This is a genomic window from Micromonospora sp. NPDC003241 (assembly GCF_053589795.1).
This window is the reverse complement of the sequence record NZ_JBSFSO010000009.1, coordinates 200603-217274: the sequence shown is the minus strand read 5'-3', so window position 1 is coordinate 217274 and position 16672 is coordinate 200603. Positions and strand designations below refer to the sequence as shown.

At 72.6% G+C, this 16672-nt stretch carries 13 protein-coding genes; 10 read left to right on the top strand and 3 right to left on the bottom strand.

Annotation, left to right across the window (positions count from 1 at the left end):
• Positions 1 to 83: 83 nt before the first annotated feature.
• Genes ACWDVW_RS10945 through ACWDVW_RS10935 form a run of 3 tightly spaced genes read right to left on the bottom strand, consistent with a single transcriptional unit; the run spans position 84 to position 2750 of the window.
• Complete coding sequence (locus ACWDVW_RS10945) at positions 84 to 851, bottom strand: TVP38/TMEM64 family protein (RefSeq protein ID WP_449946818.1); 768 nt, start codon at positions 849 to 851, stop codon at positions 84 to 86.
• Positions 794 to 1513, bottom strand: a complete 720-nt coding sequence (locus ACWDVW_RS10940; protein WP_396742612.1) for a type 1 glutamine amidotransferase — start codon at positions 1511 to 1513, stop codon at positions 794 to 796. Before ACWDVW_RS10940 ends, ACWDVW_RS10945 begins: the two co-directional genes overlap by 58 nt.
• A complete protein-coding gene (locus ACWDVW_RS10935) occupies positions 1503 to 2750 on the bottom strand; it encodes a MurT ligase domain-containing protein (protein ID WP_350696780.1) in 1248 nt (415 codons plus the stop codon). Before ACWDVW_RS10935 ends, ACWDVW_RS10940 begins: the two co-directional genes overlap by 11 nt.
• A 353-nt stretch (positions 2751 to 3103) precedes the next feature.
• Here ACWDVW_RS10935 and mraZ point away from each other — a divergent pair, with 353 nt between their 5' ends.
• The 10 genes from mraZ to murC all read left to right on the top strand — a co-directional run bounded on the left by mraZ (position 3104) and on the right by murC (position 16658).
• Complete coding sequence (gene mraZ / locus ACWDVW_RS10930; RefSeq protein ID WP_396742614.1) at positions 3104 to 3535, top strand: division/cell wall cluster transcriptional repressor MraZ; 432 nt, start codon at positions 3104 to 3106, stop codon at positions 3533 to 3535.
• A 208-nt stretch (positions 3536 to 3743) separates the two neighbouring features.
• The gene (gene rsmH, locus ACWDVW_RS10925) at positions 3744 to 4847 is read left to right on the top strand and encodes a 16S rRNA (cytosine(1402)-N(4))-methyltransferase RsmH (RefSeq protein WP_449946816.1); all 1104 of its coding nucleotides are present in this window, start codon (positions 3744 to 3746) and stop codon (positions 4845 to 4847) included.
• Positions 4844 to 5452: a septum formation initiator family protein gene (locus tag ACWDVW_RS10920; protein WP_449946794.1), complete on the top strand. Its 609-nt coding sequence runs from the start codon at positions 4844 to 4846 to the stop codon at positions 5450 to 5452. The genes rsmH and ACWDVW_RS10920 overlap by 4 nt, the downstream gene beginning before the upstream one ends.
• Positions 5453 to 5455: 3 nt before the next feature.
• The gene (locus ACWDVW_RS10915) at positions 5456 to 7651 is read left to right on the top strand and encodes a peptidoglycan D,D-transpeptidase FtsI family protein (RefSeq protein ID WP_449946793.1); all 2196 of its coding nucleotides are present in this window, start codon (positions 5456 to 5458) and stop codon (positions 7649 to 7651) included.
• A gap of 314 nt (positions 7652 to 7965) precedes the next feature.
• Positions 7966 to 9525, top strand: a complete 1560-nt coding sequence (locus tag ACWDVW_RS10910; protein ID WP_449946791.1) for a UDP-N-acetylmuramoyl-L-alanyl-D-glutamate--2,6-diaminopimelate ligase — start codon at positions 7966 to 7968, stop codon at positions 9523 to 9525.
• Complete coding sequence (locus ACWDVW_RS10905; RefSeq protein ID WP_449946789.1) at positions 9522 to 10928, top strand: UDP-N-acetylmuramoyl-tripeptide--D-alanyl-D-alanine ligase; 1407 nt, start codon at positions 9522 to 9524, stop codon at positions 10926 to 10928. Before ACWDVW_RS10910 ends, ACWDVW_RS10905 begins: the two co-directional genes overlap by 4 nt.
• A complete protein-coding gene (mraY, locus tag ACWDVW_RS10900; RefSeq protein WP_396742621.1) occupies positions 10925 to 12058 on the top strand; it encodes a phospho-N-acetylmuramoyl-pentapeptide-transferase in 1134 nt (377 codons plus the stop codon). The genes ACWDVW_RS10905 and mraY overlap by 4 nt, the downstream gene beginning before the upstream one ends.
• 559 nt (positions 12059 to 12617) lie before the next feature.
• Positions 12618 to 14027: an FtsW/RodA/SpoVE family cell cycle protein gene (locus tag ACWDVW_RS10895; protein WP_449946814.1), complete on the top strand. Its 1410-nt coding sequence runs from the start codon at positions 12618 to 12620 to the stop codon at positions 14025 to 14027.
• Positions 14027 to 15133 carry an undecaprenyldiphospho-muramoylpentapeptide beta-N-acetylglucosaminyltransferase gene (gene murG / locus ACWDVW_RS10890; protein WP_449946787.1) on the top strand — a complete coding sequence of 369 codons (1107 nt, stop codon included), beginning with the start codon at positions 14027 to 14029 and terminating at the stop codon, positions 15131 to 15133. Before ACWDVW_RS10895 ends, murG begins: the two co-directional genes overlap by 1 nt.
• A 49-nt stretch (positions 15134 to 15182) precedes the next feature.
• Positions 15183 to 16658, top strand: a complete 1476-nt coding sequence (murC, locus tag ACWDVW_RS10885) for a UDP-N-acetylmuramate--L-alanine ligase (protein ID WP_449946785.1) — start codon at positions 15183 to 15185, stop codon at positions 16656 to 16658.
• Positions 16659 to 16672 lie beyond the last annotated feature (14 nt).

The following is a 16672-nucleotide window of genomic DNA, read 5'->3' as shown; positions in this document are numbered from 1 at the left end:
AATTCGTTTCGCCACGAAGCAATTGGGTGTGTTGTTGGGCGGGGACCCGGCGTATGCACGAGGCGATAGCAGGGGACCCCTCCTTACGTCTGGGCGGTGCGGTGTCGGCGTTCGGCGTGCCACCAGCGGACGAGGAGCACCGCGCTGGCGATGAAGCCGAGCGCGGCGGGGGTGGCGGCGAGCCAGTTGACCTCGCCGGGGCTGGTGACGGCGGCGCCGACCGCAGCGTAGCCGAACGCCGTCGGCGCGGAGGCGATCACGCTGCCGACGAGGAACGGCAGGATCCGCGCGCCGGTGGTGCCGTAGCCGTAGCTGACCAGGCCGAAGCCGGAGATCGGCAGCAGCCGTACGGTGATCACCCCGAGCACGCTCTGCCGGGTGAACCAGCGATCCAGTCGGGCCAGCCGACCCCGGACGCGTTCGGCGACGAACTCCCGCCCGAGCACCCGACCGACGGTGAAGCCGATCGCCGCCGCCAGCAGGGCGGCGCCCAGCGCGTACGCGGCACCCTCCAGGGCGCCGAAGACCGCGCCCGCCGCGAGCGTGATGAAGGTGCGGGGGACCAGGGCCACCAGCAGCAGCGCACCGCCGAGGACGCCGGCGACCGGGGCGAGGCCGCCCAGCCGGTCGCCGAACTGCGGCAGTGCCGTCGGGTCGGGGTGGGGCACCAGCACCAGGGTCACCCCGAACCCGGCGATCAGGAGCAGCAGCAGACCGAACCGGACGACCGACGGCGTGGTGGCGACCGGTCGTACCGATCGCCAGTAGCGCGCGAGCCGCCGGCCGGCCGGGGTCATGCCCGGGCGGCGGCCACCGCGGCCCGGCGTTCGGCCCGCAGCCGGTCGGCCCAGGTGTCGTCGAGCGGCGGGAGCTGCTGCGCGCCGGTGGCCCAGCGCAGCAGCAGGTCGGCCAGGGCCGGGTTGCGGGCCAGCGCGGGACCGTGCGAGTACGTGCCGAGCAGTTTGCCGCGCCACGCCCCCTCGGTGGCGCCGTCGTTGCCGATCCCGGCGGTGACCCGGGCCAGCGGGGAGACCTCGGCGCCGAGACGGGTACGACCGCCGTGGTTCTCGAAGCCGGTCAGCGGGGGCAGGCCCAGCCGGGCGTCGATGTCACCGGCCAGTTCGCCGACGGCGCGGGTCTCGCCCCGGTCGGAGGAGAGGTCGAGCAGTTCGAGGCCGCGGTACTGGGTGCCCTTGGCGAAGAACGAGGTGCCCAGCAGTTGGTATCCGGCACAGACGCCGAACACCACCGAACCCTGGGCGACGGCCCGGTGCAGGCCGCCGTCGGCGAGCAGCCGCTGGGCACCGAGCGCCTGCGGACCGTCCTCGCCGCCGCCGATGAGATAGATGTCGGCGGTGGTGGGCATCTGCTGGTCGGAGCGGACCTCCAGCACCTCGATCGGGAAGCCGCGCTGCTGCGCCCGGCGGGCCAGGATCAGCATGTTGCCCCGGTCGCCGTAGGTGGACAGCAGGTCGGGGTAGATCCAGACGATGCGCAGGGTCTCAGTTGACACGGTCCAACTCCGCTCGGATGTCCTGGAAGGCGGTGTAGTTCGCGATGACCTCCAGCCGCCCCGGCGGCACCGCCCGGAGGGCGTCGTCGAACGTGCGTACGTGCTGGAACGGCACGCCGTTGACGTCCAGCCGGACCGCCAGGTCGTACGCCCGGTCGCCGGTGATGAGCACCTGACGTCCGCGCAGCGGGGCGAAGTCGACGTCGAAGAGCCAGGAGGTGTCCATCCCGTCGGGGTCGCGGGCGTTGATGGACAGCAGTGTCGGGGCGTGCTCGGCCATGTCGAACGCCTCCAGCCAACTGGCGGGGTTCTTCGCCAGCAGCAGTCGGACCAGCCGACCGTCCCGCTCGACCTGGGCGTACCGCCCGGCGACCGAGGTGACGTCGCCGAGGCGGGGGACCGCGTCGAACGGGCGTACGCCGAACTCGGCGGCCAGGGCCAGGGCGGTGGCCGCGTTGCCGATGTTGACCTTGCCGGGGAGCTGGAGCTTCACCTTGTACCAGGCGCCGGTGGGGTCCAGGACCCCTTCGTCGTCGACCGTCCACTGCGGCTGCGGCCGGCGCAGCGGGCAGCCGCTGCACCACCACTGCTCACCGGAGCGCTGGATGGTCGAGCCGCACTCGGGGCAGACCCACGAGTCGTCGTGCCAGCGCTGACCGGCGGAGAACCAGGTGACGTGCGGCGGGGTGATCCGCTGGTCGTGGGCGGCCGGCGGGGTGGCCGCCCAGACCACCATCGGGTCGTCGGCGTTGGCCACGATCCGGATGTCCGGGTGCCGGACCAGGGCCGCGCGCCAGAGCTGCGCCATCATGGCGACCTCCTTGGCCCGGTCGAGCTGGTCGCGGGAGAGGTTGAGCAGCGCCACCACGTGCGGCTCGGTCGCCTCGATCACCTGCGCGAGGTAGTGCTCGTCGACCTCCAGCACCGCGTACGGTGTGCTGCCCGCCTTGGCCAGGGCGGAGGTGTGCCCGGTGGGCATGTTGGCGCCGAAGGAGTTGGTGGCGACCCGGCCGAGCACGCCGACGGCCGCGGCGGCCAGCCGGGTGGTGGTGGTCTTGCCGTTGGTGCCGGAGACCAGCGCGATGGCCCGTCCGGCGGAGAGGTGTGCCAGCAGGTCCGGGTCGATCTTGAGGCCGATCCAGCCACCGATCACCGAGCCGTCGCCACGGCCCGCAGCCCGCGACAGGGCTGCGGCGGTCCGTGACACGGAGCTGGCCACCTTCGCCCGTAGGGGCATCTTCGCGTCCGTCACGCGAGCGAGGTTACCGGACCAGACCACCCCTCAGATCGCCGCCGACGGTGTTCCGTTCTGTCCACTTCGTCGGTGAGTGGGCCCGCAGGGGTCCGGCTAGGCCCGAGTCGATCTATGTCGGATAGCGGACCCCCTCCGGCGCCCCGCCGCCCTCCACTCCGCTCCACCCCGGCTGACGTGCGGTTTTGTGGCGCGCAACGGCGCGCCGCGCGGTCGATTCTGGTTGCGGGTGGAGGGAAGTGGAGTAGAGTGGGGCGCATTGGTGGGGCCGGGAGGGGCCCACCGGCCCGGGGGGTCAACGGCGCGCGAACGCCGTTAAGGGCGAGGGGGTTGGGCCGATGTTTCTCGGCACCCACACTCCGCGCCTGGATGACAAGGGCCGGTTGATCCTTCCGGCGAAGTTCCGGGATGAGCTGGCGGGGGGTGTCGTGATCACCAAAGGGCAGGAGCGCTGCCTCTACGTCTTTCCGACACCTGAGTTCCAGCGCATCGCGGATCAGTTGCGCGCGCAGCCGATGACGCACAAGGCGGCCCGGGCCTACAGCCGTGTCTTCTTCGCCAGCGCGCACGACGAGATACCCGACAAGCAGGGCCGGGTGACCATCCCGGCACACCTGCGCAGCTACGCGGGGCTCGACCGGGACCTGGTGGTCATCGGCGCGAGCACCCGGGTGGAGATCTGGGACAAGGTCGCCTGGGAGACCTACCTCGCCGAGAGCGAAGACGACTTCGCCGACATCGAGGAGGGGGTGCTGCCAGGCGGTCTGTAGGGCGTGGCGACGCCCGGCGTACTGCGAGATCTCCAGCCGCTTTCGAGCTCCTGGCATCCCTTCCCCGGTGCCAGGCACACGATTCGCCCGCAGGACCACGGTCCGGCGGACGAATCGAGAGCGGATGGGGATCTGGCGGTACGACGGCACGGCGTCGTCCGACGAACAGAACGCGTACACGAGACCGGTTCAACCAGTGGGGGTCGACATGGGGGAGCTACGCGGCACGCACGTGCCGGTGCTGCTCGAGCGGTGTCTCGAGCTGCTCGCCCCCGCGCTGGGTCGAGGCGGCCGTACGGTCCACGTCGACGCGACGCTCGGCCTGGCCGGGCACGCCGAGGCGGTGTTGCAGGCGCATCCGGAGACGATCCTGGTGGGCCTGGACCGGGACACCGAGGCGCTCGCACACGCCCGGGTGCGCCTGGCCCGGTTCGCCGATCGCGTCCATCTGGAACACGCGGTCTACGACGAGTTGCCCGAGGTGCTGGACCGGTTGGGCTACTCGTCCGTGGACGGTGTGCTGTTCGACCTCGGTGTCTCCTCGCTGCAACTCGACGCGCCCGACCGCGGGTTCGCGTACGCACAGGACGCGCCGCTGGACATGCGGATGGACCAGACCCGGGGGGTGACCGCCGAGGAGGTGGTCAACACCTACCCGCATCCGGATCTGGCCCGGGTGCTGCGGGTGTACGGCGAGGAGAAGTTCGCCGGACGGATCGCCTCGGCGATCATCCGGGAACGGGACCGGGGCCGGATCACCTCGTCGGCGCGACTGGCCGAGCTGGTGCGGGAGTCGATCCCGGCACCGGCCCGGCGAACCGGGGGGCACCCGGCAAAGAGAACGTTTCAGGCTTTACGGATCGAGGTAAACAGAGAACTGGCAGTGCTGGAGACGGCGCTGCCGGCCGCTCTGGACAAGCTTTCCGTCGGCGGTCGCATGGTGGTCCTCTCCTACCACTCGTTGGAGGACAGGCTCACCAAGCAGGCGCTCGCCGGCCGGGTCCGCAGTACGGGCCCGGTCGACCTCCCGGTCGAACTGCCCGGGTCGGAGCCGACGTTCCGGCTGCTCAGCCGGGGCGCGGAGCTGCCCGGGGAGAGGGAGGTCGCCGCCAACCCGCGAGCCGCATCGGTGCGGCTACGGGCGGCGGAACGGATCGACCCGCAGGCCCGGCACCAGGGGCGTACCGACCGCGAACGGTACCGGCGCCGGGTCAAGGCGATGCACCAACCGGGGACGGGGTCGACCGCGGAAACCGGAGGGGGACCGCGGCGGACGCCGGGGGACACGGACGAAGAGGGGGAGGGAATATGAATGTGAGCAAGCGCCGGGACGTCGCCGGCGTCGGGCAGCGCACACCGCGGTCGGGGGGCCGGATCGCGGCGGAGCGGACCCGAGTAGCCGGGACCGACACCCGGCGGCAGGACCGGGTGAGCCGGCTGGACGACACTCGCGCCCGGGGGGCGCGCGAGTTTCCCGTCCAGGGCACCGCCGCACTGCGACCGGTGGAGCGGGCCACTGCCGGCAAGCCGGAGCGGGCCGAGTCGCCACGGCTGCGGGTCGCCCCGCCGCCGCCGGTGCGGGTGCCCCGGGCACCGTTCGCGGCGCTCGTGGTGGTGCTCGTCGTCGGTGGGGTACTCGGCATCCTGGCCGTCAACACGAAGATCAACGAGAACGCGTTCCGGCTCGACGAGCTCCAGCAGCAGCAGGCCAAGCTCGACGTGGAGCAGCAGCAGCTGAAGAAGCAGATCGCCGAGTCGGAGTCGCCGGGCAACCTGGCCGCCCAGGCCCGCCGCCTGGGACTGGTCGAGTCGGGTGAGCTGGCGTACATCCGGCTGCCGGACGGCAAGATGATCGGCGTGCCGCAGCCGGCCGGCGGGCAGGTGTCGATCACCAGCCAGCAGGGCTCGGAGGGGTAGGCCGTGCCCTCGAGATCAGACGAACCGCGCCGGGACGCCACAGGCTCCCGGCGCGGTTCTTCCCGTAACGGGGGCGGGTCGGGCGAGCGCGGAGGTGAGCCGGGTGTCGGCGGCATCTCCGACGCCCGCGCGTACACCCCCCGGGGTCGTACCGTCCGGGACGGCGGCGGTCGGGCCGAGCAGCGGCGCAACCCGCGTACCAGCCGGACCCAGGACCCGTTCCGGCCGGCGTTGCAGGTGCTCGACGGTGGACGGTCCGCCGCGACCCGTGGCGGTGCCCGGGCGGCAGCCGCACCCCGGCGGGAGGCCACCGCAGGCCGGACCACCGTGGTCCGTACGGTCACCGACCGCACCCCACGGGCTGAGGCGCCGGCCGGCACGCCCCGGCGTCGCGTCGGCGGCCGGGAGCCGCGCCGGGGCGACCGCCCGGCCGGGCGTCGACCGGCCCGCAAGGCGCCGCGTCCACCCCGGCTCGCCGACCCGGGACGCCGACTGCGGTTGGGCACCGCGCTGGCGCTGGCCCTCTTCGTCGCCATCGGCGTGCGGCTCGTCGTGCTCCAGGCCGTCGACACTCCGGCGTACGCCGACGGCGGCATGGCCGAGCGGCTGCGGACCGTGCCGTTGCCCGCGCCGCGCGGGGCCATCCTGGACCGCGACGGCGCCGCCCTGGCGCACAGCGTCGAGGCCCGGTACGTCTACGCCGACCCGACCAAGATCGAGGACATCGCCGCGACCGCGCAGACGCTCTCCCCGCTGCTCGGCATCCCCGCCTCGGAGCTGGCCGAGAGGATGAAGCCGCGCAAGCGGATCAGCGGCGTCGACTCGCAGTTCGAGTACCTGGCCCGAGGTGTGGACGTCGGCCGGGCCCGGGAGATCATGGCGCTGAAACTGCCGGGGATCGCCGCCCATCGGGACGAGCGTCGTGAGGTCCCCGGCGGCGACCTGGCCGCCAACCTGATCGGTTTCACCAGCCTGGACATGGTCGGGTTGGAGGGTCTGGAGGCGCGCTACGACGACCTGCTGCACGGCGAGGACGGTCAGCGTGTCTTCGAGATCGGCCTGGGTGCGTTGGCCGCGCCCATCCCCGGTGGCTACAGCCGCACCACCAAGGCCAAGCCAGGCAGCTCGATCGTGCTCACCATCGACCGGGACCTGCAGTACACGGTGCAGCGGATCCTCAGCGAGCAGATGGCGGCGGTGCAGGGCAGCACGGGTGCCGCGGTGGTGCTCGACGCGCGGACCGGTGAGGTGCTGGCCCAGGCCAGCCATCCCACCTACAACGCGGCGAAACCGCAGGCGAGTGACCCCACCGACCGGGAGGACGCGGCCACCAGCTTCGTCGTCGACCCGGGTTCGGTGCACAAGGCGATCACGTTCGGGGCGGCGTTGCAGGAAGGTGTGATCACCCCGGACACCGTCTTCCCGGTCGCCAACGGAATCCGCAAGGGCGACACCTGGTTCCCCGACACCCATCGTGCCGACGGGCGTCGGATGAGCGTGGCCGGAATGATGGCCCACTCCTCCAACGTCGGCACCATCCAGATCGCCGACCAGCTCGGCCCGGAGCGGCTGCTCGACTACCAGCAGCGGTTCGGGCTCGGCAAGCCGACCGGCGTGGGGATGCCCGGCGAGGCGAGCGGTCGACTGCTGCCGGTGCAGGAGTGGAGCGAGTCGTCGCACGGCTCGGTGCCGATCGGGCACAGCGTGGACGCCACCCCGTTGCAGATGGCCGCCGCGTACGCCGCCATCGCCAACGACGGCACGTACGTGCAGCCGAGGCTGGTCAAGGAGACGATCGCGCCGGACGGGACGCGTACCCCGAACAAGGAGCCGGTGACCCGCCAGGTGCTCAGCCCGGACAACGCCGCAGCGCTGCGGACGATGATGGAGGCGGTCACCACGGTGGACAACGCCACCGGACTCGCGGCGGCGGTGCCCGGCTACCGGGTGGCGGGCAAGACCGGCACCGGGTGGCGGCTGGTCGAGGGGAAGAAACAGCCCGGCGACGTCGCCTCGTTCATCGGGATGGCGCCGGCGGACGACCCGAAGTACGTGATCGCGGTGTTCGTGCACAGCCCGAGTGGCGGCGGTGGCCGGGTCTCGGCGCCGGCGTTCAAGGAAATGATGACCTTCGCGCTGCGGCATTTCCGGGTGCCGCCGTCGGGCGACCCGGCTCCGAAGTTCACCGTATTCCCGTAACTGTCGTCATCGTCAATTCCTCGGGTCACCCGGCGCCACACCGGCGACCCGAGGAATTGACGTACGCACATCCGTCGGTGTGTTTTCGGTCTTTTCGCGGTGACCGTGCCCGGGTGCGTCGTCTTTTCGGATCGCCCCCGGCGTGAATGGTCGTCGGTGGCGGAAGCCGCCCGGAATCACCTCCCCTGCGGAGGCGGGCGGTCGCCGAGGCACCCGGCCGTCGGGTGCCCGTCCGTGCCGCCGGGCGTACGCCTACCGCGTGCACCGGCCGCGACCTGCGGTTCGACTTCGTGCGGCGGAGATTCAGGCGCGCCGTGCGGCCGGACCCGGGCGACCGGGTAGGGTCTGACGCCGTGCGCGGCAATCCTCGTCCCCGTACCGTGACCGGAATCCGGCTCGGTGACCTAGCCGCCCTGCTCACCGTGGCGCCCTCCACCAGCGCCGATCCGTTGGTGACCGGGGTGACCCACGCCAGTCAGGAGATCCGACCCGGCGACCTGTACGCGGCCCTGCCCGGCGCGCGCCGACACGGCGCGGAGTTCGCCGCCGGTGCGGCGCAGGCCGGTGCGGTCGCCGTGCTGACCGACCCGGCCGGTGCCGAGTCGGCCGCCGGCACCGGGCTGCCGGTGCTGGTGGTCGACGACCCGCGCGCGGCGTTGGGCCCGGTCGCCTCGACGATCTACGGCGACCCGACCGCGCACCTGCTGACGATCGGGGTGACCGGCACCGCCGGGAAGACCTCCACCGCCTACCTCGTGGAGTCCGGGCTGCGCGCCGCCGGCCACACCACCGGCCTGATCGGCACCGTGGAGACGCGCCTGGGTGACCTGGTGGTGGAGAGCGTGCGGACCACGCCGGAGGCCACCGACCTGCACGCGATGCTCGCCGCCGCCCGCGAGCGCGGCGTCACCGCGGTGGTCATGGAGGTCTCCAGCCACGCCCTGGCGATGGGGCGGGTCGGCGGGGTGCGGTTCAGCGTGGGTGGCTGGACCAACTTCGGCTCCGACCACCTGGACTTCCACGCCGACGCCGAGGACTACTTCGCGGCCAAGGCGCGCCTGTTCGACGGCCGCTGCGCGGTGGAGGTGCTCAACCGCGACGACCCGGCGCTGGAGCCCCTCTTCCGGCCGGCCACGGTCAGCTACTCGGCGGCCGGCGACCCGGCTGCCACCTGGTGGGCCGACGAGATCGACGGCGACGGGTACGCCCAGCGCTTCACCGCGCACGGCCCGGACGGGCTGACGCTGCCCGCCGGGGTGGCGCTGCCCGGCCGACACAACGTGGCGAACGCCCTGCTGGCCATCGCCACCCTGGTCGCCGCCGGAGTCGACTCGGTGACGGCCGCCGAGGGGGTGGCCGCCTGCGGTGGCGTACCCGGGCGTCTGGAGTCGGTGGGCGTGGCCGGCGGGGTACGCGGGGTGGTCGACTACGCGCACAAGACCGACGCCGTGGTGGCCGCGTTGGCCGCACTGCGCGAACTCAGCGCCGGCCGGCTGATCTGTGTGATCGGTGCGGGCGGCGACCGGGATCGGGGCAAGCGCCCCCTGATGGGTGCCGCTGCCGCGGAGGGAGCCGACGTGGTCGTGGTGACCGACGACAACCCGCGTACCGAGGAGCCGTCGGCGATCCGCGCCGAGGTCCTCGCCGGTGCCTACCAGGCCGGTACGGCGGCCCGGATCATCGAGGTGGCCGGGCGGCGCGCGGCGATCGACGAGGCGGTCCGGATGGCCGAACCGCAGGACGTGGTGGCGCTGTTGGGCAAGGGCCACGAACGCGGCCAGGAGATCGCCGGCGAGACGTATCCGTTCGACGACCGGACGGAGCTCGCCGACGCGCTGCGGGCCCGCTTCGGGGACCTGGCGGGTCAGCCGTGATCGCGCTCAGCCTGGCCGAGGTCGCCTCGGCCGTCGACGGGCGGCTGGTCGACGCCGACCCCGCCGCACAGGTGACCGGCAGCGTCGAGTTCGACTCGCGCAAGGTCAGCGCCGGTGGGCTCTTCGTCGCGTTCGACGGCGAGAAGGTCGACGGGCACGACTACGCGGCGGCGGCCGTGGCCGACGGTGCGGTGGCGGTGCTGGGCACCCGCGAGGTGCCCGGAGTGCCGATGATCGTGGTCACCGACGCGCTGACCGCGATGGGCCGGCTGGCCCGGGCGGTGGTCGACCGGCTGCCCGAGCTGACCGTGATCGGGCTGACCGGTTCCTCCGGCAAGACCACCACCAAGGACCTGATCGCCCAGCTCACCGCCCGCCTCGGCGAGACGGTGGCACCACCCGGCTCGTTCAACAACGAGCTGGGCCACCCGTACACGGCGTTGCAGGCCGGGCCGACGACGCGCTACCTGGTGATGGAGAAGGGCGCGCGGGGCATCGGGCACGTGCGCTACCTCTGCGAGGTGGCGCCGCCGGGCATCTCCGTGGTGCTCAACGTCGGGGTGTCGCACATCGGGGAGTTCGGCTCCCAGGAGAACATCGCCGTCGCCAAGGGCGAGCTGGTGGAGGCGCTGCCGGCCGACGGCCTGGCGGTGCTCAACGCCGACGACCCGCTGGTCGACGCGATGGCGACCCGTACGGTGGCCCGCGTGGTCCGCTACGGCGAGGCGGCGCACGCCGACATCCGGGCCGAGGACGTGACGCTGGACGAGCGCGGTCGGCCGGCGTACACCCTGGTGACGCCGGAGGGCACCGCGCCGGTGCGGCTCGGGCTCACCGGGCGGCACCAGGTCTCCAACAGCCTGGCCGCCGCGGCGGTGGCCCGGGAACTGGGCATGCCGCTGACCGAGCTGGCCATCGCGCTGGGCGCGCTCGGACTGGTCTCCACCCGTCGGATGGACGTCTTCGAACGCACCGACGGGGTGACCGTGATCGACGACTCGTACAACGCCAACCCGGCGTCGATGGCGGTGGCGCTGCGTGCGCTCGCCGGCATCGGCAGCGGGAGGCGTACCGTCGCGGTGCTCGGCTACATGGCCGAGCTGGGTGACTTCGAGACGCAGGGGCACGCCGACATGGGCCGTCTCGCGGCCGAGCTGGGCGTCGCCCGGCTGCTGGTGGTCGGTGAGGCCGCGGCGCCGATTCACCACGGGGCGACATCGGTAGGTGACTGGGGAGGAGAGTCGGTGTTGCTCACCGATCAGGCGGCGGCCGTCGAGGTGCTGCGTAGCGAGCTACGACCGGGCGATGTCGTCCTGGTGAAGGGCTCCCGGTACCGGACCTGGGAGGTGGCCGACGCGCTGCGCGTCGACGCGGCCGCAGACGGCGAGGGTGACGCTTCGTGAGAGCGGTCATCGTGGCCATCGGGGTGGCCTTCCTCGTCTCGCTGTTCTGCACCCCGATCGCGATCAAGGTGTTCACCCGGCTGAAGGCGGGTCAGCCGATCCGGGCCGAGGGCCCGCAGATGCACCAGGGCAAGAAGGGCACCCCGACCATGGGCGGGGTGGTGTTCATCCTCGCCACCGTGATCGCGTACGTGGCCGGTCACCTGGCCCTGACCACGCTGCCGGACGCGCAGATCGCCCAGGTCGAGCCGACCATCACCGCGCTGGTGCTGCTGGGCCTGATGGTCTTCTCCGGCGCGGTCGGCTTCGTCGACGACTTCCTCAAGGTGCGTAAGCGGCACAGCGGCGGGTTGAGCGCCCGGGGCAAGCTGCTCGGCCAGATCCTGGTCGGTGCGCTGTTCGGGGTCGTGGCGCTCTACTTCCCGTCCACCATGACCGACGCCAGCGGGGAGGTGACCAACACCGAGACCGTCGGCAGCACGACGCTCAGCTTCATCCGGGACATCCCGGCGCTGGACGTCACCAAGATCGGCGCGGTGGTCATCTTCATCTTCGTGGTGATGGCGGCGACCAACGGCGTCAACCTCACCGACGGCCTCGACGGCCTGGCCACCGGTGCCTCGGTGATGGTGCTCGGCGCGTACGCGGTGATCGCGTTCTGGCAGTACCGGCACTGGTGTGCCGACCCGTCGTACACCGCCAACCCGAACAACTACTGCTACGCGGTCCGGGACCCGCTGGAGATCGCGTTGATCGCCGGCGCCGCCGCCGGTGCCTGTGTCGGCTTCCTCTGGTGGAACACCTCACCGGCCCGGATCTTCATGGGCGACACCGGCGCACTCGGTCTGGGCGGCCTGATCGCCGGCATGGCGATGTCCACCCGCACGGTGCTGCTGCTCCCGATCATCGGTGGTCTGTTCGTGATCATCACGATGTCCGTGGTGATCCAGATCATCTCCTTCAAGACCACCGGCAAGCGGGTGTTCCGGATGTCGCCGCTCCAGCACCACTTCGAGCTCGCCGGCTGGAGCGAGGTCAACATCGTGGTCCGGTTCTGGATCATCGCCGGCATCGGTGTCGCCATCGCCCTGGGCCTGTTCTACAGCGACTTCCTGGCCAACATGGGCTGACCCCCACCCACCCCTCACCATCCCGTCCCCGCCCCGCCCGCCGCCCTCACCCCCGACGCCCCACGCTCACGCTCGCGATCATGGAGTTGTGGCATGGACGAATGCGGACATGCCAGACGAAAAGTCGACCACAACTCCATGATCGCGCGGGCGAAGGCGGGGTGTGGGGGGAGGGTGGGGTTGGGTTGAGTGGGTGAGACGGGTGGCGGAGAGTGGTTGGCCTGTGGCGGAATGTGGCTGAACGCAAGTTCGACACGCCGACCGGCCGGTACCGCCGGTGTCAGGTCCCCGGAGCAGCGATGATGGCGCTGTGGGGGAGGTGCGAGAAGACGACGGCGCGCGGCCGACCCGGCGGTCGTCCCGGACAGGGCCCGCCGAGGGATCGTCCGTGGCGGTCGGGACCGAGGACGCGGCGCGACCCGGCGGCACGCGCGGGGCCGGGGGCGCCAAAGCCGGGGCCGCGACGACCGGAGCGGGTACGGGTCGTACCGGCGGATCGGGTGCGGCCGGCGGGGCACCGGACGGTGGGCCGTGGCGGGGTCTGGACGCGGTGGGCGGGTTGGCCGCGCTGCGTGGTCTGTTGTCCCGGCCGCTGGCCTCCTACCACCTGCTGCTCGCCAGCGCCGGACTGCTGCTGCTGATCGGCCTGACCATGGTCTTCTCGGCCACCAGCGTGCGCGACTACGCGCAGGGCGGGAGCGCCTCGACGTCGCTGACCAGGCAGGCGATCTTCGCGGTGATCGGCATCGTGGTGTTCTGGGCCTGCCAGCGGCTGCCCGCCAGCACCTACCGGTCGCTGGGTCGCCCGGCGCTGGCCGTCTCGGTGGGACTGCTGGTGGTGCTGAACCTCCTGGAGGCGTACGGGCGGCTGACCGACGGCGAGCCCCGGATCGGCCCGCTGGAGGCCGACCTGCTCTGGCTGTACGTGTTCGGCTTCGGCCTGCAACCTTCCGAGCTGGCCAAGTTCGCCCTGGTGCTGTGGGGGGCGTACGTGCTGGCCCGCAAGGGCGCGGCGCTGGGCTGGTGGCGGGAGCTGGCGACCCCGTTGTTCCCGGTGGTGGCCCTGATGTTCGTCCTGGTCGGCTACAACGACCTGGGCAGCATGCTGTGTCTGCTGGCCCTGGTGGTCGGCCTGCTCTGGGCGGCCGGGGTGCGGTTGCGGATCTTCGCCGCGCTCGGCGCGATCGGTCTGGCCGGCATCGGCCTGTTGGTCGCGGTGGCCTCGCTCGGCGCCGGGTCCGGCGTCCGCGGTGAGGAGAACTACCGGCTGGCCCGGCTCACCGTCTTCTTCAACCCGCCGCCGCTGGACGACTGCCGCGACGCGCTCTGTTACCAGATGGTCCAGGCCCGCTACGCCATCGTCAACGGCGGCTGGTTCGGCACCGGCCTCGGCCAGGGGCGTACCAAGTGGGCCTGGCTGCCGGCGGCCGAGAACGACTTCATCTTCGCGGTCATCGCCGAGGAACTCGGCGTGGTCGGCTGCGCGGTGGTGGTGGTCCTGTTCGCCGTGCTCGCCTACACCGGCCTGCGGATCGCCCGCCGGGTGGACGACCCGTTCCGCCGCCTGGCCGCCGCCGGGGCCACCGCGTGGCTGGTCGGCCAGGCGTTCATCAACATGGGCGGCGTGATCGGCCTGCTGCCGCTGACCGGCGTGCCGCTGCCGTTCATCTCCGACGGGGGCAGCGCACTGGTCGTCACGCTCGCGGCGGTCGGCATGCTGGCCTCTTTCGCCCGGGCGGAACCCGATGCGGCCCGGGCACTGCATGCCCGTCCGCCGGCCCGGTGGGTCCGACTAGTGTGGGCTCCGTTGCCGCCGCTTCCCGGCCGGCGCCGCCGCGCGGCGCCGCCGACGGCTGCCCGTGGGTCCGTACCCCAGGCACGCAAGCGGCGCAGGGACGACCAGGCCGCACCGCGTGGCACCCGGGAGAGCCGGGGCCGTGGCGGGTCGGCGGACGAGAGGAGACGTTGATGGGTCCGCTGCGTTCGGTGGTGCTCGCAGGAGGTGGCACCGGGGGGCACATCTACCCGCTGCTCGCCTTCGCCGACTGCCTTCGCCGACACGACCCCGGCGTCCGGATCACCTGCCTCGGCACACCCAAGGGCCTGGAGAACGAGCTGATCCCGCCGGCCGGCTACGACCTGCGCAACATCCCGGCCTACCAGTTGCCCCGGTCGGTCAACCTGAACCTGGTCCGCACCCCGGGCCGGATGTGGACCGCGGCCCGCGCCGCCGGCAAGGTGATCGACGAGGTGCGCGCCGACGCGGTGGTCGGCTTCGGCGGGTACGTGTCGGTGCCGGCGTACCTGGCCGCGTGGCGGCGGGAACTGCCCATCGTGATCCACGAGGTGAACGTGCCGCCGGGGGTGGCCAACCGGCTGGGCATGAAGTTCACCAAGCACGTCGCGGTCGGCTTCCCGCACCAGCCGGCCCAGGCCGAGTCGCTGCGCGACGCGCGGGTGGTCGGAGTGCCGCTGCGCCGGGCCATCGCCGGGCTGGACCGGGCGGCCGTGCGCAACGCCGCCCGCGCCCACTTCGGGCTCCGCCCCGACCTGCCGGTGCTCTTCGTCGCCGGTGGTTCCCAGGGCGCCCGGTCGATCAACCTCGCGGTGGCCGGGGCGGCCAAGGAGTTGGCCCGCAACGGCATCCAGGTGCTGCACGTGATGGGGGCCCGCAACGAGCCGGTGCCGATCCCGACCGACCTGCCGGTGCCGTACGTGACCCTGCCGTACCTGTCCGACATGGACGCCGGGTACGCCGCCGCGGACCTGATGCTGGGCCGGGGCGGGGCGATGACCTGTGCCGAGGTGGCCGCGATCGGCCTGCCGACCATCTACGTGCCCTACCCGCACAGCAACCAGGAGCAGAAGCGCAACGCGCTGCCGGTAGTGGAGGCCGGTGGCGGGCTGCTGGTCGACGACGCCGAGCTGACCCCGGACTGGCTGGAGCGGACGGTGATCCCGCTGGTCCGCGACCCGCAGCGGCTGCACGCCATGGGTAACGCCGCCGCCGCGTACGGCCGGCGCGACGGCGACGAGGCGCTGCTGAACTTCGTCTACGAGGCGGTGAACCGGTGAGGCGACCGGACTCCCGAGCCGCGCAGTCGCGAACGAAAGGTTGGCTCAGATGACCACGTTCAGCCCGGCCGGCACGCTGACCGCCGAGGACCTGGGCCACATTCACCTGATCGGGGTGGGTGGCGTCGGGATGAGCGGTCTGGCCCGGCTCTTCCTCACCCGGGGGTTGCCGGTCTCCGGCAGCGAGTTGCGGGAGTGGCCGTCGCTGGCCGGTCTGCGGGCACTCGGCGGGACGATCCACATGACCCACGAGGCGACCAACCTGGACGGTGTGGACACCGTCGTCTACTCCTCGGCCATTCCCGCCGACCACCTGGAGATGGTCGAGGCGCGGGAGCGCGGCCTGCGGGTGCTGCACCGGTCGGAGGCGCTCGCGGCGGCGATGACCGGCCGGCGCACGGTGGCGGTGGCCGGTACGCACGGCAAGACCACCACCACCTCCATGGTGACCATGGTGCTCCAGCGGGCCGGCACCGATCCGTCCTTCGTGATCGGCGGGGAGATCTCCGAGGGCGGCTCCGGCGCGCACCACGGCACCGGTGAGCACTTCGTGGTCGAGGCGGACGAGAGCGACCGCTCGTTCCTCATCTACCGGCCGTTCGTCTCGATCATCACGAACGTCGAGGCCGACCACCTGAACACCTACGGCGACCTGGCCACCCTGGAGGCGGCCTTCGCCGAGTTCGCCCGGCTCACCGACCCGGCGGGCTACGTCATCACCTGCGCCGACGACCCGGGCGGTCGGCGGCTGGCGGCCACGCTGCGCGCCGAGGGGCGTCGGGTCTACACCTACGGCGAGGCCGACGACGCCGACCTGCGGTTGAGCGACATCGTGTCGTCGGCCCAGGGGGTGCGCTACCGGGCCCACATCGACGGCCGGTCGCTGGGTGAGTTCCGGCTGCCGGTGCCGGGCCGGCACATGGGGCTGAACAGCGCCTCGGCGGTGCTGGCGACGTACCTGCTGGAGCTGCCGCTGACGGCGGCCGAGGCCGCGCTGGCGGCCTTCCCCGGCGTCCGCCGACGGTTCGAGCGCAAGGGCGTGGTGGACGGGGTGCTCGTCTACGACGAGTACGCCTACCACCCCACCTCGATGACGCTGGCCCTGCGGACGCTGCGGGAGGTGGCCGGGGAGGGGCGGGTGATCGTCGTCTTCCAGCCCTACCGGCTCTACCGCACCCGCGACCTGCAGGCGGAGATCGCCGAGGCGCTCGCGATCGCCGACGAGCTGGTGCTGCTGGAGGTCTTCGGCCCGGGTGAGCTGCGCGGCCCGGGCGAGGGGTCGGCGGCGCTGATCGCGGCGGTGGGGCTGCCGGCGGAGCAGAAGGTCTTCGTCGACTCGTGGGAGGACGCGCCGGTGGAGGTGGCCCGTCGGGCCCGCCCCGGCGACGTGGTGGTGACCATGGGCGCCCCGCCGATCTCGCTGATGGGTGACGAGCTGCTGGTCGCGCTGACCGCGCGGGCCGCCGGTGCGCAGGTGGCGGCCGGTGGTGGCACGGCGCTCGGCGTGGACCGTACGGCGGAATGAGTCCCGGCCCGGCG

Bases quoted from the DNA above. Each gene is read 5' to 3' on its own strand.
- murC (WP_449946785.1), top strand. From the start codon at position 15,183: ATGACCACGTTCAGCCCGGCCGGCACGCTGACCGCCGAGGACCTGGGC.
- mraZ (WP_396742614.1), top strand. From the start codon at position 3,104: ATGTTTCTCGGCACCCACACTCCGCGCCTGGATGACAAGGGCCGGTTG.
- ACWDVW_RS10920 (WP_449946794.1), top strand. From the start codon at position 4,844: ATGAATGTGAGCAAGCGCCGGGACGTCGCCGGCGTCGGGCAGCGCACA.
- rsmH (WP_449946816.1), top strand. From the start codon at position 3,744: ATGGGGGAGCTACGCGGCACGCACGTGCCGGTGCTGCTCGAGCGGTGT.
- ACWDVW_RS10935 (WP_350696780.1), bottom strand. From the start codon at position 2,750: ATGCCCCTACGGGCGAAGGTGGCCAGCTCCGTGTCACGGACCGCCGCA.
- murG (WP_449946787.1), top strand. From the start codon at position 14,027: ATGGGTCCGCTGCGTTCGGTGGTGCTCGCAGGAGGTGGCACCGGGGGG.